Source organism: Pseudomonas oryzihabitans, from assembly GCF_006384975.1.
Taxonomy (GTDB): Bacteria; Pseudomonadota; Gammaproteobacteria; order Pseudomonadales; family Pseudomonadaceae; genus Chryseomonas; species Chryseomonas psychrotolerans_B.
In genome coordinates, this window is sequence record NZ_CP021645.1 from 4,740,001 (window position 1) to 4,760,179 (window position 20,179).

Genomic DNA, 20,179 nt, shown 5'->3' on the forward strand with positions numbered 1-20,179 from the left:
GGCTTAGAAGCAGCCACCCTTTAAAGAAAGCGTAATAGCTCACTAGTCGAGTCGGCCTGCGCGGAAGATGTAACGGGGCTCAAACCAGGCACCGAAGCTACGGGTATCACCTCTGGTGATGCGGTAGAGGAGCGTTCTGTAAGCCTGTGAAGGTGAGTTGAGAAGCTTGCTGGAGGTATCAGAAGTGCGAATGCTGACATGAGTAACGACAATGCGAGTGAAAAACTCGCACGCCGAAAGACCAAGGGTTCCTGCGCAACGTTAATCGACGCAGGGTGAGTCGGTCCCTAAGGCGAGGCTGAAAGGCGTAGTCGATGGGAAACGGGTTAATATTCCCGTACTTCTAGTTACTGCGATGGGGGGACGGAGAAGGCTAGGCCAGCTTGGCGTTGGTTGTCCAAGTTTAAGGTGGTAGGCTGATCGTTTAGGTAAATCCGGACGGTCAAGGCCGAGAGCTGATGACGACCCTTCTTTTAGAAGGGGAAGTGGTTGATGCCATGCTTCCAGGAAAAGCCTCTAAGCTTCAGGTAACTAGGAACCGTACCCCAAACCGACACAGGTGGTCGGGTAGAGAATACCAAGGCGCTTGAGAGAACTCGGGTGAAGGAACTAGGCAAAATGGCACCGTAACTTCGGGAGAAGGTGCGCCGGTGAGGGTGAAGGGTTTACCCCGTAAGCTCATGCCGGTCGAAGATACCAGGCCGCTGCGACTGTTTATTAAAAACACAGCACTCTGCAAACACGAAAGTGGACGTATAGGGTGTGACGCCTGCCCGGTGCCGGAAGGTTAATTGATGGGGTTAGCGCAAGCGAAGCTCTTGATCGAAGCCCCGGTAAACGGCGGCCGTAACTATAACGGTCCTAAGGTAGCGAAATTCCTTGTCGGGTAAGTTCCGACCTGCACGAATGGCGTAACGATGGCGGCGCTGTCTCCACCCGAGACTCAGTGAAATTGAAATCGCTGTGAAGATGCAGTGTATCCGCGGCTAGACGGAAAGACCCCGTGAACCTTTACTGTAGCTTTGCACTGGACTTTGAGCTTGCTTGTGTAGGATAGGTGGGAGGCTTTGAAGTGGGGACGCCAGTTCCCATGGAGCCATCCTTGAAATACCACCCTGGCAACCTTGAGGTTCTAACTCTGGTCCGTCATCCGGATCGAGGACAGTGTATGGTGGGCAGTTTGACTGGGGCGGTCTCCTCCTAAAGAGTAACGGAGGAGTACGAAGGTGCGCTCAGACCGGTCGGAAATCGGTCGCAGAGTATAAAGGCAAAAGCGCGCTTGACTGCGAGACAGACACGTCGAGCAGGTACGAAAGTAGGTCTTAGTGATCCGGTGGTTCTGTATGGAAGGGCCATCGCTCAACGGATAAAAGGTACTCCGGGGATAACAGGCTGATACCGCCCAAGAGTTCATATCGACGGCGGTGTTTGGCACCTCGATGTCGGCTCATCACATCCTGGGGCTGAAGCCGGTCCCAAGGGTATGGCTGTTCGCCATTTAAAGTGGTACGCGAGCTGGGTTTAGAACGTCGTGAGACAGTTCGGTCCCTATCTGCCGTGGACGTTTGAGATTTGAGAGGGGCTGCTCCTAGTACGAGAGGACCGGAGTGGACGAACCTCTGGTGTTCCGGTTGTCACGCCAGTGGCATTGCCGGGTAGCTATGTTCGGAAGAGATAACCGCTGAAAGCATCTAAGCGGGAAACTTGCCTCAAGATGAGATCTCACTGGAGCCTTGAGCTTCCTGAAGGGCCGTCGAAGACTACGACGTTGATAGGTCGGGTGTGTAAGCGCTGTGAGGCGTTGAGCTAACCGATACTAATTGCCCGTGAGGCTTGACCATATAACACCCAAACAATCTGACCGCGTGTCAGAGCGTGAGGAAGACGACGCCGAAAACAGCGCGTGGGTTCGCAAGACCCAAGACGACACGTTTACTTCTGTCACCAACCCAATTGGGCCAGCCAGGTAGCCTCATCGCCTGGCCAGCCAACCGAATTGCTTGACGAACATAGAGCATTGGAACCACCTGATCCCTTCCCGAACTCAGAAGTGAAACGATGCATCGCCGATGGTAGTGTGGGGTTTCCCCATGTGAGAGTAGGTCATCGTCAAGCGCCTAACACCCAGCACCCCCGCTCAGTTCACTCTGGCGGGGGTGTTGTCTTTGGGGCGGAAGAAAGTCGAACCGGAGGTTCGAGCATGCCGTTGCTGAAACTGCTGAGTGATGGGAAATTTCATTCCGGCGTGGAGCTGGGAGAGGCCTTGGGCGTTTCTCGGAGTGCCATCTGGAAGCGGCTGAAGACACTTGGCGAAGACTTCGGGATCGAGGTGTTCAAGGTGCCAGGCAGAGGGTATCGCCTGGAAGAACCCTTGTATCTGCTCGATGGCGAGCGGATCGCCCAGCAGGGCGGCTGGCCGGTTACGGTGCTCGCCTCGATAGACTCCACCAATGCGGAGGCGCAACGCCGGCTGCAGCAGCATCAGCTACCTCCTTTCGCCTTGCTGGCCGAGCATCAGCAAGCAGGGCGGGGGCGACGCGGTAGAGCCTGGGTCAGTCCCTATGGCAAGAATCTGTATCTGACCGCCGTGGTGTCCAGCCAAGGTGGTATTCAGAAACTGCAGGCCCTGAGTCTGACGATGGGTTTGGCGGTCATCCGTACCCTGCAGCAACTCGGTGTCGAAGACGCCTGCCTGAAATGGCCGAACGATGTGCTGGTCAGAGGCCGAAAGCTGGCGGGTATTCTCATCGAGTTGTCGGGCGATCCGCAGGATACCTGCCAGGCCATCATCGGTATTGGCATCAACGTCAACATGCGGCTGGCCGACAATATCGACCAACCTTGGATTTCCATGGCCGAGGCGCTCGGTGGCCTGCAGGATCGCAACGCAGTCGCCGCCTTGCTGCTACGGGAGATCGATTCTCTTTGGCATATTCATCGGCAGTCGGGATTCGCCGTCCTGCGTAGCGAGTGGGAGCGGTATCATGGCTGGCAAGGTCGAGCGGTTACCCTTTCTTCGGGGGTTCGCTGTATCCAGGGCACAGTGGAAGGAGTTGCCGAAGATGGGGCCATTCTCATGCGCGTGAATGGGCAGACACAGGCGTTCAGTGGTGGTGAATTGAGTCTGAGCCTAGATCATGATTCTTGAACTCGATTGCGGTAACAGCCTCATCAAGTGGCGGCTGGTCGATCCCAGGGCTGAAGCCATCACCACGGGCATCGTCGAGAGCGACGATGCCTTGATCGCTGCCTTGTCCCAACCGGAGGCACCGACCTTCACGGCTTGCCGACTGGTCAGTGTGCGGAGTGACGAAGAGACCCAGCAACTCAAGGAGCGGTTGAGCGCTACCTTCGGCATCACCTGCCATCAGGCGCTGCCCGTGGAGAGCTGGAAGGGTGTCCGCAATGGTTACCGGGATCATCAACGGTTGGGAATGGATCGCTGGTTGGTGATCTTGGCGGCGGTCCAATTGGCCCAGGGCAAGGCCTGTGTGGTGCTGGACCTGGGCACGGCGGTCACCGCGGATCTGGTCGATGCCCAAGGTGAACACCAGGGCGGATTCATTTGTCCGGGTATTCCGTTGATGCGTCGGGAATTGCAGACCCACACCCGCCGTATCCGCTACGATCCACATTGGGCCAGTGGTGAACGCTACGAGGCGCCGGGACGGACGACCATCGAGGCGGTCGAGCGTGGTTGTCTCTATATGCTCAAGGGCTTCGTGCGTACGCAGTACGAACTGGCACAAGAGATGTTCGCCGAGGGTTGTGAGATATTTTTGACCGGCGGTGACGCGGAACTGGTCAAACATGTCGTTCCAGGCGCGCGGATCGTGCCCGATATGGTGTTTGCTGGATTGGCTTTGGCGTGTCCGCTCGAGAACGAATGATGCGTTGGTTGTTTCTGCTATTGGTGGTTCTGAACGTTTTCTACTACATATGGCATCAACAGCAGGTGCCTTTGTTGGGTAAGGAAATTGCCCCTCTGGCGCTTTACAAAGGCGAGCGTGAGAACATTCGCCTATTGAACGAGACGGCATCCGGTGACGCGGCGCGGCGTCAGTGACGGCGGTACCTTTCGATGAGGAACGAAGATGCTGACGCTTGGTAATCTCTGCCTGTTGCTGGGCGCGTTCGGCATCGGTCTGAGCTTCTGGCACGCCCGCGGGATCCGCGAGCGGGCGTTGGTGCTGGCGGAGCAGGAGTGTCGTCGACGCAACGTGACGTTGCTCGATGGTGCCGTGGCGTTCTCCCGCTATCGCTGGCTGGCCGATGCCCAGGGGCGCAAGCGCCTGGCTCGGCTGTTCGCCTTTGAGTTCACGGTGACCGGGGAAGAGCGGCTGAATGCGTCCCTGGCGTTGTTCGGCAAGGTGCTCGCCAAGGTCGAGTTTGCACCTTTCGTGGTGCCGGAGGTCGAACGGCCCGCGGCGAATTCGGTGGTGGCTTCGGCCCCGGTGTATCAGGCCAAGCCGGAACATGGTCAGGTGGTCTATCTGGACCAGTGGCGGCAGCGACAGCGTACCGAGACCGATCGGCGCCAAGAGTCGGAGTGACCTCCGGCCTGCGCCTTCAAATCATCCCTTTCGAGTAGTCCCAATGGTCAGCGAAGGCTGGCCTGCCTGGCTTTTCGCTTTTTCATGTGACCCTGATGTTCAGCCCTCTGATTACCTTTCCTGCGCTCTATTTCGCCACGTTGCTCATGCTGGCCGGTTCCGGCCTGTTCACTACCTATATCGGCCTGCGGCTCACCGAGCAGGGCGCGGGCGATATCTGGACCGGCGCCCTGATGGCGGCTTACTACTTCGGCCTGGTCTGTGGTGGCAAGTTCGGCCACCGGCTGATCGCCGGGGTCGGTCATATCCGTTCCTATGTGGCCTGCGCCGGCGCGGCGACGGTCACGGTGCTCATCCATGCACTGGTGGACGATCTGAATATCTGGATCGCGCTGAGATTCATCATGGGCGTGGTGATGATGAACCAGTACATGGTGATCGAGAGCTGGCTCAACGAGCAGGCGGAGAACCACCAGCGCGGCAAGGTGTTCGCCGGTTACATGGTGGCGGTGGACCTGGGCTTGGTGATCGGTCAGGCGCTGCTGGCCTGGCATCCGCAGCTCGACTACAAGCCTTTGCTGCTGGTGGCCATCTGCTTCGCGTCCTGTCTGATCCCCCTAGCGATGACGCGGCGGGTGCACCCGGCCAAGCTGGTGGCGGCGCCGCTGGAGATCCGTTTCTTCTGGCGGCGGGTACCCCAGTCGCTGGTAACCATTTTTACCGCCGGGCTATTGGTAGGTGGCTTCTATGGCCTGGCACCGGTGTTCGCCAGTCGTAGCGGCCTGGATACGGCACAGTCGAGCTTCTATGTCGGGATGTGCATCGTGGCGGGCTTCTGTGCCCAGTGGCCCTTGGGGTGGCTGTCGGATCGTTTCGATAGGTGCAAGCTGATCCGCGGCAATGCGGTATTGCTGTGCATCGCGGCGGTACCCCTGTGGGGATGGGTGACCTTGCCCTATCCCTGGCTGCTGACCGCGGGTTTCGTCTCGGGGATGCTGCTGTTCACCCTCTATCCCCTGGCGACAGCCTTCGCCAATGACCACGTGGAGCCCGAGCGGCGAGTGGAGTTGTCGGCGATGCTGCTGACGACCTACGGTGTCGGTGCCTGTATCGGTCCCTTGCTGGCCGGGGTAGCCATGGAGCATTTCGGGCCGGGCATGTTCTATGTGCTGGCTTCGGCCTACGCGCTGATCCTGGTGTTCTTCGTGCAACCGCGCTTCGTCAGTGGCGAGCATCGGCTGGACGAGGCGCCCCTGCATCACGTGGCGATGCCGGATACGGTGAGCCCGATGGCGGCGGCCTTGGATCCGCGGATCGATGAGGTACCGCAGGGATTGGTGGTGGAGGCTCCCGCCAGCATCGGGCCGGGTAGCGACAAGCCGTCTTGAGCGAGCCCGGCGCAAGGCCGGGCAGGGGGAGGCGATCGATCAGGCCTGGCTACGCTGGGCTTTTGCGATCAGGGGGGCCAGGGTGCGCGCCGAGCCGTTTTCAGCGACGAAGCGCTCCTGTAGGCGCTGTTGCTGGCGCTCGATCAGGTGACCCACCGGGCGTTGCGCCGATTCTTCGGCAATCCGGCGATCCTGCACGCGCTGCTGCTGTTGCTTGATGACCTCACCCAGGGGGCGCAGGCTGGATTCTTCGGCGACCTTGCGGTCTTGCAGGCGCTGCTGCTGTTGCTTGATCAACTCGCCGAGTGGACGCTGGCTGGACTCTTCGGCGATTTGAGTGGCCGTGCTGGGGGTGAAAGCGAAGTCCTGGGCGAAGGTGTTCAGGGCCAGGGCGGTCAGGGCGAAACCGAAAGCGATACGCAGGTTCATGGTGGTGTCCTCGGGGAAACTGTTCTGGAGTGAGTTCAGTATCCGGATGAGGACGACCAGGAAAAAATAGACTGGCGAGATAGTGACTATCATCGCCGTCGATGACCTAGGCGAAGCGCCTAGCCTCCCGTCGATGATTCCCCTTCGTTTTCCTGGGTTATCCGAGCGGCGCCGAATACCTGACGGAGCGCCTCGGCATAGTCGTGCGTGCCTATCACCATGCTGTTGGAGTGGGTACCGCCGGGTACCAGCAGCAGGCGCTTGGGCGGTCGCGCCGCGGCATAGAGGGCCTCGCTGAAGCGCGGCGGGACATAGCGGTCGTCGCTACCGTGGACGATGAGGATCGGGAGGCGAATGTCGGGGATCTTGTCGAGGGAGTCGAATTTCTCCGACATCAGCCAGCGCAGGGGAAAGCGGGTGTCGATCACCGCCGAGGCGGCATCGGCCAGGGTGGTGAAGGTGGACTCGATGATGAGCCCGGCGGCGGCTGGATAGTCGCCTGCGGGGTCGTTGGCGCGGGCGATGCGCCAGGCCAGATCCACCGCCACGGCGCCGCCGAGGGAGTGGCCGTAGATGTATCTCTTGCGCGCATCGGGTTGCAGGCTTTGCAGGTACTTCCAGGCGATGCGCGCATCTTCGTAGACGCTACGCTCGGAAGGGACGTCGCCAGGGCTTTCGCCGAAGCCGCGATAGTCGATGGCGAGGATCGAGTAACCCAGTTGACCCAGGGTCGCGAGGCGCCGCACCTGGGCCGTCAGATTCCAGCGGGTACCGTGCAGATAGAGCACCGTGGGGGCATCCGGACGCCGCGCCGGCCACCACCAGGCGTGGATGTACTCGGTGCCCTTGAGCGCAGTGCTGACCGGGATATTGAGCTGGCGGACGCCTTCGGGAATGCCGGTGAACCAGCTGGCGTTGCCCGGCTCGATGCTGAATACCCATTGGCGTTCGCGATAGGCCAGTTCCGAGCAGCCATAGGGTACGCCGACGCCCACCAGCAGGGTGACGAAGAGCAGGGGAATCCAGCGGCGGCGGAGCAGGGTAGCGAGCGACATGGCGGTTTCCGGCTACGAAGTGGGCAAGGGGCTGCTGGGCCCAGGGTAGGGGCGTTCGTCGCCTGGGGCGAACCCCCGTTTCGGTTGGACAGTCATCCCTATGACAGCGACTGCAATGACCCCCACTTGAGGTGCAGCCATGAGTGCCACGGCCAAGAAGAGCGATCCCGAACTCTGGGAAAAGGTGAAGCGAGAGATTACCGAGGGCGACAAGGGCGGCAAGCCCGGCCAGTGGTCGGCGCGCAAGGCGCAACTGGCTGCCCAGGAATACCAGAAGCGCGGTGGAGAGTACGAGGGGGGCAAGAGCAAGGACAACCACCTGCAAGAGTGGACCGACGAGAAGTGGGATACCCGCTCCGGCAAGAAGTCCGCGGAGACCGGTGAGCGCTATCTGCCGGAAAAAGCGCGGGACTCCCTGAGCAAGGACGAGTACGAGCGCAGCACCACCAAGAAACGCCGTGATACGCGACGGGGCAAGCAGCATTCCAAGCAACCCGCCGATGTCGCGCGCAAGACGGCGGCAGCCCGCAAGTCAGGGCTGGCCGATCTCACCAAGGACGAATTGATGAAACGCGCGGCGCGCCGCGAGGTACGCGGTCGGTCGCGCATGAAAAAGGACGAACTGGTGAAGGCGTTGCAAAAGGCAGGTGAAAAATGACTACCAAGAAACCCTCCGACGACGACAAGAAGGAACTGCGCAGCGAATTCAAGCAGGTGGTCAATATGACGCCCACCCAGCTGCGCAGATGGCTCAGCGGTGATACCAGCAAGGGCGTGGGCATGACCAAGGGCGGCAAGAAGGTCACCGCGGCCAACGACGGCAAGGCCGTGGGGCATGCCATGGGCGAGCGCATCCTGGAGATCAAGGGCAAGCGTCAGGCCGAGCTGGAAGATGATGACTACCAAGCCATGCGCAAGGTGATCGGCTACGTGCATCGGCATCTCAAGCAGCGGCCGGAGGGCGATATCGAGGATTCGCGCTGGCGCAAGTCGCTGATGAACTGGGGCCATGATCCCTTGCGTGACAAGCGCAGTGCCTGATCCCAACGAACCGCAGCCCTGGCTGCGGTTTTTGTTTGGCGAGAGTGATTGGCCAAATTTGTGGGTAACTGTGACGACGGGAAACGGACGTAAAGGAGTAGGGTAGCAGCCTATCAATTTGTCTGATGTTTCGAGGAGTCGTGCATGTCACCCAGGGATCTACTGCTGGCGTTGGTCGTCATTCTGGCCTGGGGGGTGAACTTCGTTGTCATCAAGCTTGGCCTGCAGGGCGTGCCCCCCATGTTGCTGGGCGCTCTGAGGTTCTGTCTGGCCGCCTTCCCGGCCATTCTCTTCGTCCGGCGGCCCCAGGTATCCTGGCGACTGTTGCTGGCTTATGGGTTGACCATTTCCCTTGGCCAGTTCGCCTTTCTGTTTTCGGCCATGTATGTGGGCATGCCGGCCGGCCTGGCCTCGCTGGTGTTGCAAGCCCAGGCTTTCTTTACCCTGGCCTTCGCCGCCAGCCTGCTCGGTGAAAAGGTGCGGCGCGCCAGCCTCGTTGGCTTGCTGGTAGCCGCCCTGGGCCTGTTGCTGATCGGCTCCGAGCATGGCGTGAGCATGACCCTGGCCGGTTTTCTGCTGACCCTGGCGGCAGCGGCCATGTGGGGACTGGGCAACATTGTCACCAAGCAGATCGGCAAGGTCGACATGCTCGGCCTGGTGGTCTGGGGCAGCCTGATTCCGCCCATTCCCTTCTTCATCCTGTCCTGGCTGCTCGAAGGACCGGAGCGGATGGCTGCGGCGCTGTCCTCGTTGTCGGGCAATTCCCTGTTCGCCATCGTCTATCTCGCCTTCATCGCCACGCTGCTGGGCTACGGTATCTGGAGCCGCTTGCTGTCGCGCTATCCGGCCGGCCAGGTGGCGCCTTTCTCCTTGCTGGTACCTGTGGTGGGACTGAGCTCGGCGGCCGTGCTGCTGGGTGAGCAGATGACCATCCAGCAGGAACTGGGTGGTCTGGCGGTGATGCTGGGCTTGCTGATCAATGTCTTCGGCGGTCGTTGGCTGGATGCCCGCGGTAATGTCTCGCGCAATGCATGATGTTGCACGTTTGTATTTGATTTTGCATGATTAGCTGGTCTTCCTGGAGTATCAGCATGAATGCAGCCATTCACCTACCCGAAGAGCGGCAAGCCGCGATCCTGGCGCTGCTGCGTGAGCGTGGCCGGGTGCTGTCGGCCGAGCTGGCCGAGACCTGGGGCATTTCCGAAGACAGCGTGAGGCGCGACCTGCGCGAACTCGCGCGCCAGGGCTTGTGTCGGCGGGTCTATGGCGGGGCGCTCTCGTTGTTGACGCCACCGGAGGCGCTCCCGACCCGCATCGGTCAGGACGAGGCGGCCAAGCAGGCACTGGGGCAGGCGGCTGCGGCCTTGGTGCAGTGCGGGCAACTGCTGCTGCTGGATGCCGGCTCGACCAATCTGGCCATCGCCCAGGCCTTGCCTCTCGATCACGACCTGACCGTGGCCACCAATGCCCCGCTGATCGCCGCGGCGCTGTTGCAGCGCCCGGGCATCCGGGTGCTGATGATCGGCGGGCTGGCCGCGCCGGAGTCGGGGGCCTGCCTGGGCGCGCGGGCGCTGCGCGATCTACGGGCGATACGGGCTGACCTGGCCTTCCTCGGCACCTGCGCCCTGGCGCTGGAGACCGGGGTGACCGGCTTCGATCTGGAAGAGGCCGAGTTCAAGGCTGCGGTGGCGGAGCAAAGCACCAGGGTGGCCGTCGCAGTGACCGCCGAGAAACTCGACAGCGTGGCTTTCTATCACGTGCTGGACCTCGACCGGGTGAACCATCTGGTGGTGGAGGCCGAGCTGAGTGAGGAACGCTTGCAGCCCTATAGAGACGCCGGGCTGCACCTGCACCAGGCCAAGCGCGACCGCTAAGCCTCCTCTACAAGGATCCCCATGACCTCTGCCGTACTGCGTCGCCAACGTCGGGCCACCTTTACCGTCTTTCTCGCCAATGGCTGCGGGATCGGCGGTTGGGCGGCGGCCATTCCCGAGCTCAAGCGCGATCTGGCGCTGGGAGACGGCCAGCTCAGTCTGGTACTGCTCGCCGTCGCCCTGGGCGCCATGCTCACCATGCCCTTCGCCGGCGTGCTGGTGCCGCGCCTGGGTGGTACCGGGCGGCTCACCCGCTGCAGCATCCTGGCCTTCGTGCTGGTGCTGAGCTGGCCGGGGGCCGCGCCGTCGCTCGCCTGGCTGTTGCCCTGCGCGCTGTTGCTGGGCGCCTGCAATGGGCTGATCGACGTGGCCATGAATGCTCATGCCAGCGATGTGGAAAGTCGCTGGGACGGCCCCCTGATGTCGTCTTTCCATGCCGCCTTCAGCCTGGGCGGCTTTCTCGGGGCCGGCCTGGGGGCGCTGGTGCTGCATCTGGGGGCTTCGGCCTTTGCGGTGCTCCTGACGGCCGCGCTGGTGGCGTTGGTGTTGGCCCTGCCGGCTGCCCTGGCGCTGGACGAGGGGGATCGCAGCCCGGTGAGCCACGCCTTGCGGCTACCGGATCGGCGCGTGCTGGCGTTGGGCTTGATCGCCCTGGGGTGCCTGATGCTGGAAGGCGCCATGACCGACTGGAGCGCCGTCTACCTGGACCAGGTGGGCGGGGCGACACCGGTGGTCGCGACCCTCGGCTATGCCGCCTTTTCGCTGACCATGCTGATCGGGCGCCTCTGTGGCGATGGCATCCGGCGGCGCTTCGGTGGACCCCAGGTGATCTCTGGAGGTGCGCTGCTGGCCACTCTGGGACTGGCCGTGGCGGTCCTGCTGCCGGCGCCCTGGACGGCGATCCTGGGCTTCGCCCTGGTCGGCCTGGGCCTCTCCAATGTGGTGCCGGCCGCTTTCAGCGCCGCGGGCCAGGTGGCCGAGACCCCGGCCACTGGCATTGCCATGACCGCTACCGCCGGCTACCTGGGGTTCCTGCTCGGCCCACCGCTGATCGGCGCCGTGGCGGGGCAGGTGGGACTAAGGGGCAGCCTGCTGCTGCTGACCCTGATCGGGGTGGCGGTGGCGCTGCTGGCGCTGCGCCAGCGCAAGACGTGAGGTCGATCCAGGGAACCCCGCTGCGCTGAGCAGACCCAAGGAGAACGGAAAGACAAGGAGGCGGCCATGACGCGCCCACGCAAGATCCTCGCCTGGTTGCTGGGAATCATCCTGCTGCTGCTCTTGGTGCTGGTGGTGGTATTGGCCACCTTCGACTGGAATCGACTCAAGCCGACCCTCAACGAGCAGGTGTCGAGCGCCTTGCACCGGCCGTTTGCCATCGAGGGCAATCTGGGCGTGGTCTGGCAACGTGAGCCCGACCAGGGTGGCTGGCGCGCCTGGATTCCCTGGCCGCACATCGCCGCCGAAGACCTGACCCTCGGCAATCCGGACTGGGCCAAGGAGAAGACCTTCGTCCATCTCGACCGGGTGCAGCTAAGGATCTCGCCGCTGGCGCTGCTGGCCAAGCAGATCTACATCCCGCGCATCGCTCTCACCCGGCCGGTAGTCAATGCCCAACGCCTCGCCGATGGCCGCAACAGCTGGACCTTCGAGACCGCCGAGAAGGAGCCCAAGGCCGAGCCTTCGGCCTGGACGGTGGACATCGGCACCATCGGTTTCGATGCCGGCCAGGTCAGTTTCGACGATGCCCAGACCGCGACCCAGCTGCGTGCGCGGATTACCTCGCTGGATGCACCCATCGCCTACGCCGATCTGGTCGGCAAGCAGGGCACCTCGCGCCAGCGGGCCAACGTCAAGCAGACCCAGGCCTTCCAGTTCGCCGTGGCGGTGGAGGGTCGCTACAAGCAGGTACCGGTCAGCGGCCGTGGCCAGATCGGCGGGCTGCTGGCGCTGCAGGATGCCGCTACGCCGTTCCCGATCCAGCTCGACGCCCGCGCCGGGGAGACCCGCGTCCAGCTGTTCGGCACCCTGACCGATCCGCGGCGCCTGGGCGCGCTGGACCTGCATCTGGTGCTGGAAGGCAAGAGCCTGGCGCAGCTCTATCCGCTGACCGGCGTCACCCTGCCGGAGACGGCGCCCTATGCCACCGATGGCCATCTCACGGTCAAGCTCAACGATCCGGCCGGTGCCCGTTTCAGCTACGAAGACTTCAATGGCCGGGTGGGCAAGAGCGACTTGCACGGCGACGTACTGTTCACCAGTGGCCAGCCGCGACCCAAGCTCAGCGGCACCCTGAGGTCCGATCAGTTGCTGTTCGAAGACCTGGCACCGCTGATCGGTGCCGATACCAAGGAGCAGCAAGTCGCCAAGGGTGAGACCAGCAAGCAGCCGGCGAACAAGGTATTGCCGGTATCCGAATTCCGCACCGAGCGCTGGCGGGCCATGGATGCGGACGTCCGCTTCACCGGCAAGCGCATCGTGCAGAACGCGCAACTGCCGATCACCGATCTCAACACCCATGTCCGCCTGACCGACGGGGTATTGCTGCTCGATCCCCTGCGCTTCGGGGTGGCGGGGGGCGACCTGAACACCACGGTGCGCCTGGAGGGCAACAAGACGCCCATGCCGGGGCGGGTCGATCTGCACGTGCGCCGGGTCAAGCTGAACCAGTTGTTCCCCGCCGTGGAAACCATGAAGCGCAGCATGGGTGAGCTCAATGGCGATGCGACCCTGAGCGGCACCGGCAATTCGGTGGCGGCCCTGCTCGGCACCAGTGACGGCGAGCTCAAGCTGCTGATGAACGATGGCCGAATCAGCCGCAGCCTGATGGAACTGGCCGGTCTCAACGTGGGCAACTACCTGGTCGACCGCCTGTTCGGTGATGACGAGGTGGAGATCAACTGTGCGGTTGCCGATCTCGACTTCAAGAAGGGTCTGGTGACGCCCCAGGTGTTCGTGCTCGACACCGAGAACGCCCTGATCAACGTCACGGGCAGCATCAACCTGGCGACCGAACAGCTGGATCTCACCATAGATCCCCACAGCAAGGGGCTGCGCATCTTCTCCCTACGCTCGCCGCTCTATGTGCGCGGCACCCTGAAGAATCCTTCGCCAGGCGTGAAGGCGCTGCCGCTAGCCGCACGCGGCGCGGCGGCGGCCTTGCTGGCGACCTTCGCTGCACCGGCCGCTGGCCTGCTGGCGCTGGTGGCGCCGAGCAACGAGCAGGGCGCCCAATGCAGTGCGCTGTTGCAGCAGATGCGGGCGGGGCGTTGAGTGAAAGGGCGCCCTTGAGTGGCCAGGGCTGGCGGCGCCTTTCATGCGTGGCCGGCTTTGCCTCGTCTCGCCCTGGCCCTGCCGCAGGCGGTCGGGGCGCCTGATTCAGACGAAGGGCTTAACCGCCCAAGGATCATTCGGCGGATTTTTGAAGCGCCGTGCTAGAGCCTTTGCGCGGGACTTGACAGATGACCGTTCGGCGGCAGGTGGGGAGTGGCAAAGAACCGCTCTGGTTGCTCAGGCTCTATAGAAGTAACCCGAGTCGGGCAGCCTTTCGCGGAGATCTCTCATGCGTGACGACACCGATAGCCATTACGAAATCCACTACAAGTTGCTGGGCGAGAGTTACACCGACCGTATCAGCAATCTGGACGTACCCATTACCGACGTGGTCCGCGATCTGGCCTGCCGGCACCTGGATGCGATCAACGACGAGCGCTTCCAACTGGCCGACATCGAGTCCGGCCAGGCGCTGGTGGCGCTGCACGACGTCTCCATCCATCGCGTTTCGCCGGAAGCGCCATGAGTCGCGGTCTGCGCTGTGGATTGCTGGCGCTGGTCGTACTGGGCCTTGCTGCCTGTTCCACCGAGACAGTGGTGACCTTGCAGGATGGCACCCAGTACATCACCGAGGATAGACCTAATACCAAGACGGCCGACGGCTTCTATGAATTCACCGACGTGGCGGGTCGCCATGTACGGGTGAAGGCGAGTGACGTGGCCACCATCAAAGCGGAAGACTGACGAGGAGACTGCCATGCCCCGCGGCGACAAGTCCAAGTACAGCGACAAACAGGAACGCAAGGCCGAGCACATCGAGGAGAGCTACGAGAAGAAGGGCGTCTCCAAGGATGAAGCCGAAGCGCGGGCCTGGGCGACGGTGAACAAGCAGTCCGGCGGTGGCGAAAAGGCGGGCTCCGGCAAGAGCAAGAGCGGTACCGCCAAGCGCGCGGATCGCAAGGACTCGGCCCGGCGTGCGGTGGCGACCAAGCAGGGGCAATCGCCCAACAGCGGCCGCTCCTCGGCGCGGCGCTCCCGTAGCGGCAGCACCTCGCTTAGTGACCTGACCCGCGATGAGCTGGTGAAAAAGGCGGCTGAACAGAATGTGCGCGGCCGTTCGCGGATGAAGAAGGACGAGCTGATTCGCGCCCTGAGCTGAGGCTCTGGTAGGCACAAAAAAGCCGGACAGTGTCCGGCTTTTTCTTTGCCTGGCGCCTTAGCTGGGCAGCAGGCGGCAGGTCAGGCTCTTGATGTAGCGGGTTTCCGGGATCGCCGGGTGTACCGGGTGGTCCGGGCCCTGGGCGCCGCGTTCGAGGATCTGCAGGTTGCGATCCAGATGACGGGCGCTGCCGAGCAGGATGTTCTGCAGGTCATCTTCCGGCAGGTGCATGGAGCAGGAGGCGCTGACCAGGATGCCGTCCTTGTTGAGCAGGCGCATGGCCTGTTCGTTGAGGCGGCGATAGGCGGCCTCGCCGTTCTTCAGGTCCTTGCGCTTCTTGATGAAGGCGGGCGGGTCGGCGACGATGACGTCGAAACGCTCGTCACCGGCCTTGAGCTCCTTGAGCGCCTCGAAGACATCGCCTTCGACGCACACCAGCTTTTCCGCCAGGCCATTGAGGGTGGCATTGCGCTCTACGCCATCCAGGGCGAAGCCCGAGGCGTCCACGCACATGACTTCGCTGGCGCCGAAGGCCGCGGCCTGCACGCCCCAGCCACCGATGTAGCTGAACAGGTCGAGCACCCGCTTGCCTTCGACATAGGGCGCCAGGCGCGCACGATTCAGGCGGTGGTCATAGAACCAGCCGGTCTTCTGGCCTTCGCGCACCGGGGCTTCGAAGCGCACGCCGTTCTCTTCCAGCGCCACCCAGTCGGGCACCTCGCCGTAGGCGACTTCCACGTAGCTGCCGAGGCCTTCGGCGGCGCGGGCGCTGCCATCGTTCTTCCACAGCACGCCCTGGGGTTTGAACACCTGCAGCAGGGCGGCGAGGATGGCGTCGCGCTGGCGTTCCATGGTCGCCGAGGCGATCTGCACCACCAGGATGTCGTTGAAGCGATCCACCACCAGGCCGGGCAAGAGGTCCGAATCGCCGTAGACCAGGCGATAGCAGTGGCTGCCGAATAGCCGCTCGCGCAGGCTCAGGGCGACCTTGAAGCGATGCACCAGCAGCGACTTGTCCAGCTCGTAGCCGGTGTCACGGGAGAACAGGCGGGCGCAGATGAGGTTGTTGGGCGACAGGGCCACCACGCCCAGCGGCTTGCCGCTGGTGGTTTCCAGGATGGCTTGGTCGCCCGGCTCGAAGGCGGTGAGCGGCGTGGCGACGACGTCCACCTCGTTGCTGTACACCCAGAGGTGCCCGGCGCGCAAACGGCGGTCGGCATTGGCTTTGAGGCGCAGGCGAGGCAGGGTCATGAAGGTCTCCGGCGAAGGGGGCAAAAGCGCGGAATTATAGCGCAAAGCCACCCGCCTGGCCCGGCCGTCAGTCCTGCTGGCTGACCTCGATGTCGCTCAGACCGGCTTCCTGGGCGCGGCGGGCGATGCTCGGCTGGGCATGACGCTCCCAGGGCGCATCGACCACCACCTGGGGTTCCTCGATGTGCTTGATCAGCAGTTGCAGCACGGCTTCTTCCTCGGTCACGGGCTCGAAGCTTTCCAGTTCGTGAGTGAGCGGCTCGCCGTTGAAGCGGTAGCGGATCTGGTAGTGATGCAGTCTGTGCATGGACTAGACCTCGGCAGTGGGGGATAGAAAATGGACCCCGCGGGCCGTCGGCGGTTGCGTCAGCCGCCGAGCGTATCGAGGATGGGGCAGTCGGGGCGGGTATCGCCATGGCAGCAGGAGACCAGGTCGCCCAGGGTGCTGCGCAGGCGGCTCAGCTCGGCGATCTTCAGATCCAGTTCGGCGATGTGCCGCTTGGCCAGTGCCTTGACGTCGGCGCTGGCGCGTTGCCGGTCCTGCCAGAGGCTGAGCAACTGGCGGATCTCTTCCAGGCTGAAGCCCAGCTCCCGCGAGCGACGGACGAAGGCCAGCACCCGCAGGTCTTCCGCGCCGTACTGGCGATAGCCGCTGTCGGTCCGGCCGGCGGGGGCCAGCAGCCCGATTCGCTCGTAGTAACGCAGCATCTTGGGGGTGAGCCCGCTGGCCTTGGCGGCCTGGCCGATGTTCATGACGGGTGGTCTCCGGACGGGCGCCAGCGGCCGAGCAACAGGGCATTGGCCAGGACGCTGACGCTGGAAAAAGCCATGGCGGTACCGGCATAGACCGGATCGAGCAGGCCCAGGGCCGCCAGCGGCAGGCCGATGACATTGTAGATGAAGGCCCAGAACAGATTCTGGCGGATCTTGCGCTGGGTGCGGCGGGCGATGTCCAGCGCCGCCACCACCTGGCGCGGGTCTTCCTGCAAGAGGGTGATGCCGGCCGCATGGCGGGCAGCGGCAGTGCCCGAGCCCATGGCGATGCCCAGTTCGGCGGCGGCCAGCGCCGGAGCGTCGTTGAGGCCGTCGCCGACCATGGCGACGCCGCCCCGGGTGCCTTGCAGGCGAGCGACCACGGCGGCCTTGTCGGCGGGCAGCACCTCGGCCTCCCAGTGCTCGATACCGAGCGTGGCCGCGACCTGGCGGGCGCTGCCACGGTTGTCGCCGGTCAGCAGCCAGCTGTCGATACCGTCCGCGCGCAGTTGGGCGATGGCGGCGGCGGCGCCGGGGCGCACCTCGTCGCCAAAGGCCAGCAGCCCCAGTACCCGTGATTGAACACCGGTTTCCAGCAACCAGGACAGGGTCAGGCCCTGGTCTTCCCAGGCCCGGGCAGTCTCGGCCAGGGCGCCGGCGTCCTGGCCCTGTTCGCCCAGCAGGCGGGCATTGCCCAGCAGCAGCGGGCGCATCTGCCAACTGCCCGCGAGGCCACGGCCGGGCAGGGCGCGGACGTCGCTGGCCGGTGGGGTGTCCAGGCCGCGTTCGCGACAGGCCGCCAGCACGGCGGCGGCTAGGGGATGCTCGCTGCCTCTTTGCAGGCTACCGGCCAGGCTCAGCAGTTCGCGCTCCTCGATGCCGGGTGCGGTGGCCAGCTGGCGCAGACTCAGCTGGCCGGCGGTGAGGGTGCCGGTCTTGTCGAAGACCACGGTGGTCACGCCCTGGGCGCGCTCCAGTGTCTCGGCGTCCTTGATCAGGATGCCGTGGCGCGCCGCCACCCCGGTACCGGCCATCAGCGCGGCGGGCGTGGCTAGGCCCAGGGCACAGGGACAGGCGATGACCAGTACGGCGACGGCGGCGAGCAGGGCGGTTTCCAGGCTGTGGCCAGTCAGCAGCCAGCCGAGCAGCGTGACGAAGGCCAGGCTGACCACCACCGGGACGAAGATCCGGCTGATGCGGTCCACCAGCTGCTGGATGGGCGCCTTAGTGGCCTGGGCGTCTTCCACAAGGCGGATAATGCCGGCCAGCACGGATTCGCCGCCCAGGGCGGTGACTTCGATCTCCAGGTTGCCTTCGCCATTGATGGCGCCACCCACTACCTCGTCGCCGGGGCCCTTGGCGACGGGACGGCTCTCACCGGTGAGCAGGGCTTCGTCCACCTGGCTTTCGCCCTGGCGGATGCGGCCATCGGCGGGGATGCGCTCGCCCGGGCGGATCTGCAGGCGATCACCCAGGCGCAGTCGGTTGAGGGCAACGTCCTCTGCGTTGCCGTTGGCATCCAGGCGGCGGGCCTGTTCGGGACGCAGGGCTTCCAGGGCGCGCAGGGCGGCACCGGTACGGCGCTTGGCGCGGGCTTCCAGGTATTTGCCGAGGCGGACCAGGGCGATGACCATGGCCGCCGTCTCGAAATAGAGATGGGGGCTGTCCTTGACCAGCCAGAGATAGAGACTCAGGCCATAGGCGGCGCTGGTCCCCAGGGCGACCAGCACGTCCATGTTGCCGCTGCGGGCGCGCAGGGCATGCCAGGCGCCGCGATAGAAGCGGGCACCGACCAGGAACTGCACGGGAGTGGCGAGCAGGAATTGCAGCCAGGCGGGCGGCATCAGGTGCCAGCCGAGGGGGGCCAGCAGCATGGGCAGAACCAGGGGTGTGGCGAGCAGCAGCGCCAGGGCCAGTTCCAGCGGCTCCCAGGGCAACCCTTTACGGGCGACGGGGCCGTCTGCTTCGGCGAGGCGATCCTGGGCGCCGTAGCCTGCGGCTTCCACTGCGCCGATCAGGGTCTGGGTCTCGACCGCGGCCAGGGTCTTTACCCGGGCTCGCTCGCTGGCCAGATTGACCTCGGCCGAGAGGACGCCGGGAACGGCGCGCAAGGCCTTTTCGATGCGCCCGGCACAGCTGGCGCAGCTCATGCCGGACAAGGCCAGGTCGTGCTCGGCCTCGGCCACCTGGTAGCCGGCGGCGCTGACGGCCTCGGCCAGGGCCGGCGCCGCCTCGGCCGGGGCACTGACCCGCGCCTTTTCGCTGGCCAGGTTGACGCCCGCGGCGGTGACCGTTGGCACCTTCTGCAGGGCTCGCTCGACCCGCCCGGCGCAGGCCGCGCAGGTCATACCGGTGATGGAGAGTTCGAAGTCGTGCATGGGGACCTCTGTCATCAGTGTTTCGCTCAGTGTTGACCTTGACCCGAGGTCAAGGTCAACACTGGAACCCTGTCCTGGCGTTGGCGTCAGGTGAGAGAGTCAGATCAATAGACAGGAGCAGACCATGCACGTCATCAAAGTGATAGGAATGAGTTGCGCCCATTGCGTGAGCGCCATTGAAGCCGCGGTTCTCAAGGTCGATTCCCGCGCCCGGGTGGAGGTGGACCTACAGGCGGGCGAGGTACGCATCGACAGTGCCGAGCTGGACGCGCCCTTCCGCTCGGCCATCGAGCAGGCGGGTTATACCGTCGCGGGCTGAGTCCAGTCGCACACGATGGCACGAAAGAAGGTGGTGAAGACCTGTTCGACGTCCAGCAGCGGAGCAAAGGTCTGTTCATCCCGCAGGATGTCGGAGAGAGTGCCGAGGAACAGGCTGTGCAGCAGCCGGCTGGCCAGCTGTGGTGTAACGCCCGGCTGCAGGCGCGCGGCCTGGGCGGTGAAGAGGTCATCGGTGATGCGGATGAATTGCCGCAGGAACTGCAGATCGCGCTCCTCGGCCTCGCGCAACTCTTCTGTGACTTCGCAGCGGTGCAGCAGGATGGTCATCACCCGCTGCTCGCGGCCAGGGCGAGAAAACTTGGTCAGGCCCTCCACGCAGAGTTTGTAGAGTCGCTGCAGGCTGTCTTCCTCGCCATCGATGCGCAGACGTTCGGTCAGCTCGTCGGCCGGGATCCTTATCTGGCTAAGCATTTCATGGAACAGGTGCGCCTTGTTCTGGAAATGCCAGTACACTGCACCCCGGGTGACCCCGCATTCGCGGGCGATCATTTCCAAGCTGGTACGCGCCACGCCATTGGTCAGGAACAGGGCTTCCGCGGCATCGAGAATGGCTTGGCGGGTCTGTTCGGCTTCTTCTTTCGTGCGGCGCATGGGCGTTCTGACTGGTCAGTGGGTCTGCCACGCAGTTTAGCGTGCCTCGCCGCTTTTACAAACAAGATCGTATGTATCTGCGCGGCACTTCCGCTTCC

Annotated in this window: 22 protein-coding genes and 2 rRNA genes (1 of these 24 cut by a window edge); 17 read left to right on the top strand and 7 right to left on the bottom strand. The window is 63.8% G+C overall.

The features are described from left to right. The 7 genes from CCZ28_RS21410 to CCZ28_RS21440 all read left to right on the top strand — a co-directional run. Nucleotides 1-1,841: ribosomal RNA gene (locus CCZ28_RS21410) — 23S ribosomal RNA — on the top strand (it extends 1,052 nt beyond the left edge of the window). A 158-nt stretch (nt 1,842-1,999) separates the two neighbouring features. Next, nucleotides 2,000-2,115: ribosomal RNA gene (gene rrf, locus CCZ28_RS21415) — 5S ribosomal RNA — on the top strand. A gap of 85 nt (nt 2,116-2,200) precedes the next feature. After that, nucleotides 2,201-3,148, top strand: coding sequence for a bifunctional biotin--[acetyl-CoA-carboxylase] ligase/biotin operon repressor BirA (gene birA / locus CCZ28_RS21420; RefSeq protein WP_140220776.1), 948 nt, complete (start codon nt 2,201-2,203; stop codon nt 3,146-3,148). After that, nucleotides 3,138-3,890: a type III pantothenate kinase gene (locus tag CCZ28_RS21425; RefSeq protein ID WP_140220777.1), complete on the top strand. Its 753-nt coding sequence runs from the start codon at nt 3,138-3,140 to the stop codon at nt 3,888-3,890. The genes birA and CCZ28_RS21425 overlap by 11 nt, the downstream gene beginning before the upstream one ends. Next, the gene (locus CCZ28_RS21430) at nt 3,887-4,066 is read left to right on the top strand and encodes a hypothetical protein (protein WP_037006863.1); all 180 of its coding nucleotides are present in this window, start codon (nt 3,887-3,889) and stop codon (nt 4,064-4,066) included. Before CCZ28_RS21425 ends, CCZ28_RS21430 begins: the two co-directional genes overlap by 4 nt. Before the next feature lie 28 nt (nt 4,067-4,094). Next, nucleotides 4,095-4,553, top strand: coding sequence for a DUF3301 domain-containing protein (locus CCZ28_RS21435; protein WP_140220778.1), 459 nt, complete (start codon nt 4,095-4,097; stop codon nt 4,551-4,553). Nucleotides 4,554-4,648: 95 nt separating this feature from the next. Further along, nucleotides 4,649-5,941 carry an MFS transporter gene (locus tag CCZ28_RS21440; protein WP_140220779.1) on the top strand — a complete coding sequence of 431 codons (1,293 nt, stop codon included), beginning with the start codon at nt 4,649-4,651 and terminating at the stop codon, nt 5,939-5,941. A 39-nt stretch (nt 5,942-5,980) separates the two neighbouring features. Here the strand turns inward: CCZ28_RS21440 and CCZ28_RS21445 are convergent, their stop codons facing one another. Then, entirely contained in the window at nt 5,981-6,370 is a 390-nt protein-coding gene (locus CCZ28_RS21445) for a hypothetical protein (protein ID WP_140220780.1), read from the bottom strand. Nucleotides 6,371-6,489: 119 nt separating this feature from the next. After that, a complete protein-coding gene (locus CCZ28_RS21450; RefSeq protein WP_140220781.1) occupies nt 6,490-7,425 on the bottom strand; it encodes an alpha/beta hydrolase in 936 nt (311 codons plus the stop codon). 139 nt (nt 7,426-7,564) lie between these two features. On the opposite strand from CCZ28_RS21450, the gene CCZ28_RS21455 reads away from it, so the two are divergent. The 9 genes from CCZ28_RS21455 (at nt 7,565) to CCZ28_RS21495 (ending at nt 14,769) form a co-directional block, all read left to right on the top strand. Beyond that, nucleotides 7,565-8,083, top strand: coding sequence for a hypothetical protein (locus CCZ28_RS21455; RefSeq protein WP_140220782.1), 519 nt, complete (start codon nt 7,565-7,567; stop codon nt 8,081-8,083). Further along, entirely contained in the window at nt 8,080-8,466 is a 387-nt protein-coding gene (locus tag CCZ28_RS21460; protein WP_140220783.1) for a DUF3140 domain-containing protein, read from the top strand. Before CCZ28_RS21455 ends, CCZ28_RS21460 begins: the two co-directional genes overlap by 4 nt. Before the next feature lie 144 nt (nt 8,467-8,610). Further along, the gene (locus CCZ28_RS21465; protein WP_140220784.1) at nt 8,611-9,501 is read left to right on the top strand and encodes an EamA family transporter; all 891 of its coding nucleotides are present in this window, start codon (nt 8,611-8,613) and stop codon (nt 9,499-9,501) included. Between the two features lie 56 nt (nt 9,502-9,557). Continuing rightward, nucleotides 9,558-10,340, top strand: a complete 783-nt coding sequence (locus CCZ28_RS21470; protein WP_140220785.1) for a DeoR/GlpR family DNA-binding transcription regulator — start codon at nt 9,558-9,560, stop codon at nt 10,338-10,340. A 21-nt stretch (nt 10,341-10,361) separates the two neighbouring features. Further along, the gene (locus CCZ28_RS21475) at nt 10,362-11,495 is read left to right on the top strand and encodes an MFS transporter (RefSeq protein ID WP_140220786.1); all 1,134 of its coding nucleotides are present in this window, start codon (nt 10,362-10,364) and stop codon (nt 11,493-11,495) included. Nucleotides 11,496-11,561: 66 nt separating this feature from the next. Further along, a complete protein-coding gene (locus tag CCZ28_RS21480) occupies nt 11,562-13,610 on the top strand; it encodes an AsmA family protein (RefSeq protein WP_140220787.1) in 2,049 nt (682 codons plus the stop codon). A 289-nt stretch (nt 13,611-13,899) separates the two neighbouring features. After that, entirely contained in the window at nt 13,900-14,136 is a 237-nt protein-coding gene (locus CCZ28_RS21485) for a hypothetical protein (RefSeq protein WP_058765520.1), read from the top strand. Next, nucleotides 14,133-14,354 (top strand): YgdI/YgdR family lipoprotein, encoded by a 222-nt coding sequence (locus CCZ28_RS21490; protein WP_140220788.1) that lies wholly within the window; start codon nt 14,133-14,135, stop codon nt 14,352-14,354. The genes CCZ28_RS21485 and CCZ28_RS21490 overlap by 4 nt, the downstream gene beginning before the upstream one ends. Nucleotides 14,355-14,367: 13 nt before the next feature. Then, on the top strand, nt 14,368-14,769 hold the full coding sequence (locus tag CCZ28_RS21495) for a Rho termination factor N-terminal domain-containing protein (protein ID WP_140220789.1): 402 nt from the start codon (nt 14,368-14,370) through the stop codon (nt 14,767-14,769). Between the two features lie 57 nt (nt 14,770-14,826). Here the strand turns inward: CCZ28_RS21495 and CCZ28_RS21500 are convergent, their stop codons facing one another. The 4 genes from CCZ28_RS21500 to CCZ28_RS21515 all read right to left on the bottom strand — a co-directional run bounded on the left by CCZ28_RS21500 (nt 14,827) and on the right by CCZ28_RS21515 (nt 19,166). Further along, entirely contained in the window at nt 14,827-16,020 is a 1,194-nt protein-coding gene (locus CCZ28_RS21500) for a class I SAM-dependent rRNA methyltransferase (protein WP_140220790.1), read from the bottom strand. 67 nt (nt 16,021-16,087) lie between these two features. Continuing rightward, entirely contained in the window at nt 16,088-16,327 is a 240-nt protein-coding gene (locus CCZ28_RS21505) for a hypothetical protein (protein WP_140220791.1), read from the bottom strand. Between the two features lie 59 nt (nt 16,328-16,386). Next, nucleotides 16,387-16,773: a Cu(I)-responsive transcriptional regulator gene (gene cueR / locus CCZ28_RS21510; RefSeq protein WP_140220792.1), complete on the bottom strand. Its 387-nt coding sequence runs from the start codon at nt 16,771-16,773 to the stop codon at nt 16,387-16,389. Continuing rightward, nucleotides 16,770-19,166 (bottom strand): heavy metal translocating P-type ATPase, encoded by a 2,397-nt coding sequence (locus CCZ28_RS21515; RefSeq protein ID WP_140220793.1) that lies wholly within the window; start codon nt 19,164-19,166, stop codon nt 16,770-16,772. The genes cueR and CCZ28_RS21515 overlap by 4 nt, the downstream gene beginning before the upstream one ends. A 109-nt stretch (nt 19,167-19,275) precedes the next feature. On the opposite strand from CCZ28_RS21515, the gene CCZ28_RS21520 reads away from it, so the two are divergent. Beyond that, complete coding sequence (locus CCZ28_RS21520; protein WP_140220794.1) at nt 19,276-19,470, top strand: heavy-metal-associated domain-containing protein; 195 nt, start codon at nt 19,276-19,278, stop codon at nt 19,468-19,470. Here CCZ28_RS21520 and CCZ28_RS21525 read toward each other — a convergent pair. Then, entirely contained in the window at nt 19,452-20,081 is a 630-nt protein-coding gene (locus CCZ28_RS21525) for a TetR family transcriptional regulator (protein WP_140220795.1), read from the bottom strand. The two genes, CCZ28_RS21520 and CCZ28_RS21525, sit on opposite strands and share 19 nt — an antisense overlap. Between the last annotated feature and the right edge of the window lie 98 nt (nt 20,082-20,179).

Coding starts and splice junctions, on each gene's coding strand:
- CCZ28_RS21505 (WP_140220791.1), bottom strand. CDS start 16,327: ATGCACAGACTGCATCACTACCAGATCCGCTACCGCTTCAACGGCGAG.
- CCZ28_RS21425 (WP_140220777.1), top strand. CDS start 3,138: ATGATTCTTGAACTCGATTGCGGTAACAGCCTCATCAAGTGGCGGCTG.
- CCZ28_RS21480 (WP_140220787.1), top strand. CDS start 11,562: ATGACGCGCCCACGCAAGATCCTCGCCTGGTTGCTGGGAATCATCCTG.
- CCZ28_RS21460 (WP_140220783.1), top strand. CDS start 8,080: ATGACTACCAAGAAACCCTCCGACGACGACAAGAAGGAACTGCGCAGC.
- CCZ28_RS21440 (WP_140220779.1), top strand. CDS start 4,649: ATGTTCAGCCCTCTGATTACCTTTCCTGCGCTCTATTTCGCCACGTTG.
- cueR (WP_140220792.1), bottom strand. CDS start 16,773: ATGAACATCGGCCAGGCCGCCAAGGCCAGCGGGCTCACCCCCAAGATG.
- CCZ28_RS21475 (WP_140220786.1), top strand. CDS start 10,362: ATGACCTCTGCCGTACTGCGTCGCCAACGTCGGGCCACCTTTACCGTC.
- CCZ28_RS21485 (WP_058765520.1), top strand. CDS start 13,900: ATGCGTGACGACACCGATAGCCATTACGAAATCCACTACAAGTTGCTG.
- CCZ28_RS21520 (WP_140220794.1), top strand. CDS start 19,276: ATGCACGTCATCAAAGTGATAGGAATGAGTTGCGCCCATTGCGTGAGC.
- CCZ28_RS21490 (WP_140220788.1), top strand. CDS start 14,133: ATGAGTCGCGGTCTGCGCTGTGGATTGCTGGCGCTGGTCGTACTGGGC.
- CCZ28_RS21455 (WP_140220782.1), top strand. CDS start 7,565: ATGAGTGCCACGGCCAAGAAGAGCGATCCCGAACTCTGGGAAAAGGTG.
- CCZ28_RS21430 (WP_037006863.1), top strand. CDS start 3,887: ATGATGCGTTGGTTGTTTCTGCTATTGGTGGTTCTGAACGTTTTCTAC.
- birA (WP_140220776.1), top strand. CDS start 2,201: ATGCCGTTGCTGAAACTGCTGAGTGATGGGAAATTTCATTCCGGCGTG.
- CCZ28_RS21495 (WP_140220789.1), top strand. CDS start 14,368: ATGCCCCGCGGCGACAAGTCCAAGTACAGCGACAAACAGGAACGCAAG.
- CCZ28_RS21465 (WP_140220784.1), top strand. CDS start 8,611: ATGTCACCCAGGGATCTACTGCTGGCGTTGGTCGTCATTCTGGCCTGG.
- CCZ28_RS21445 (WP_140220780.1), bottom strand. CDS start 6,370: ATGAACCTGCGTATCGCTTTCGGTTTCGCCCTGACCGCCCTGGCCCTG.
- CCZ28_RS21470 (WP_140220785.1), top strand. CDS start 9,558: ATGAATGCAGCCATTCACCTACCCGAAGAGCGGCAAGCCGCGATCCTG.
- CCZ28_RS21450 (WP_140220781.1), bottom strand. CDS start 7,425: ATGTCGCTCGCTACCCTGCTCCGCCGCCGCTGGATTCCCCTGCTCTTC.
- CCZ28_RS21515 (WP_140220793.1), bottom strand. CDS start 19,166: ATGACAGAGGTCCCCATGCACGACTTCGAACTCTCCATCACCGGTATG.
- CCZ28_RS21525 (WP_140220795.1), bottom strand. CDS start 20,081: ATGCGCCGCACGAAAGAAGAAGCCGAACAGACCCGCCAAGCCATTCTC.
- CCZ28_RS21435 (WP_140220778.1), top strand. CDS start 4,095: ATGCTGACGCTTGGTAATCTCTGCCTGTTGCTGGGCGCGTTCGGCATC.
- CCZ28_RS21500 (WP_140220790.1), bottom strand. CDS start 16,020: ATGACCCTGCCTCGCCTGCGCCTCAAAGCCAATGCCGACCGCCGTTTG.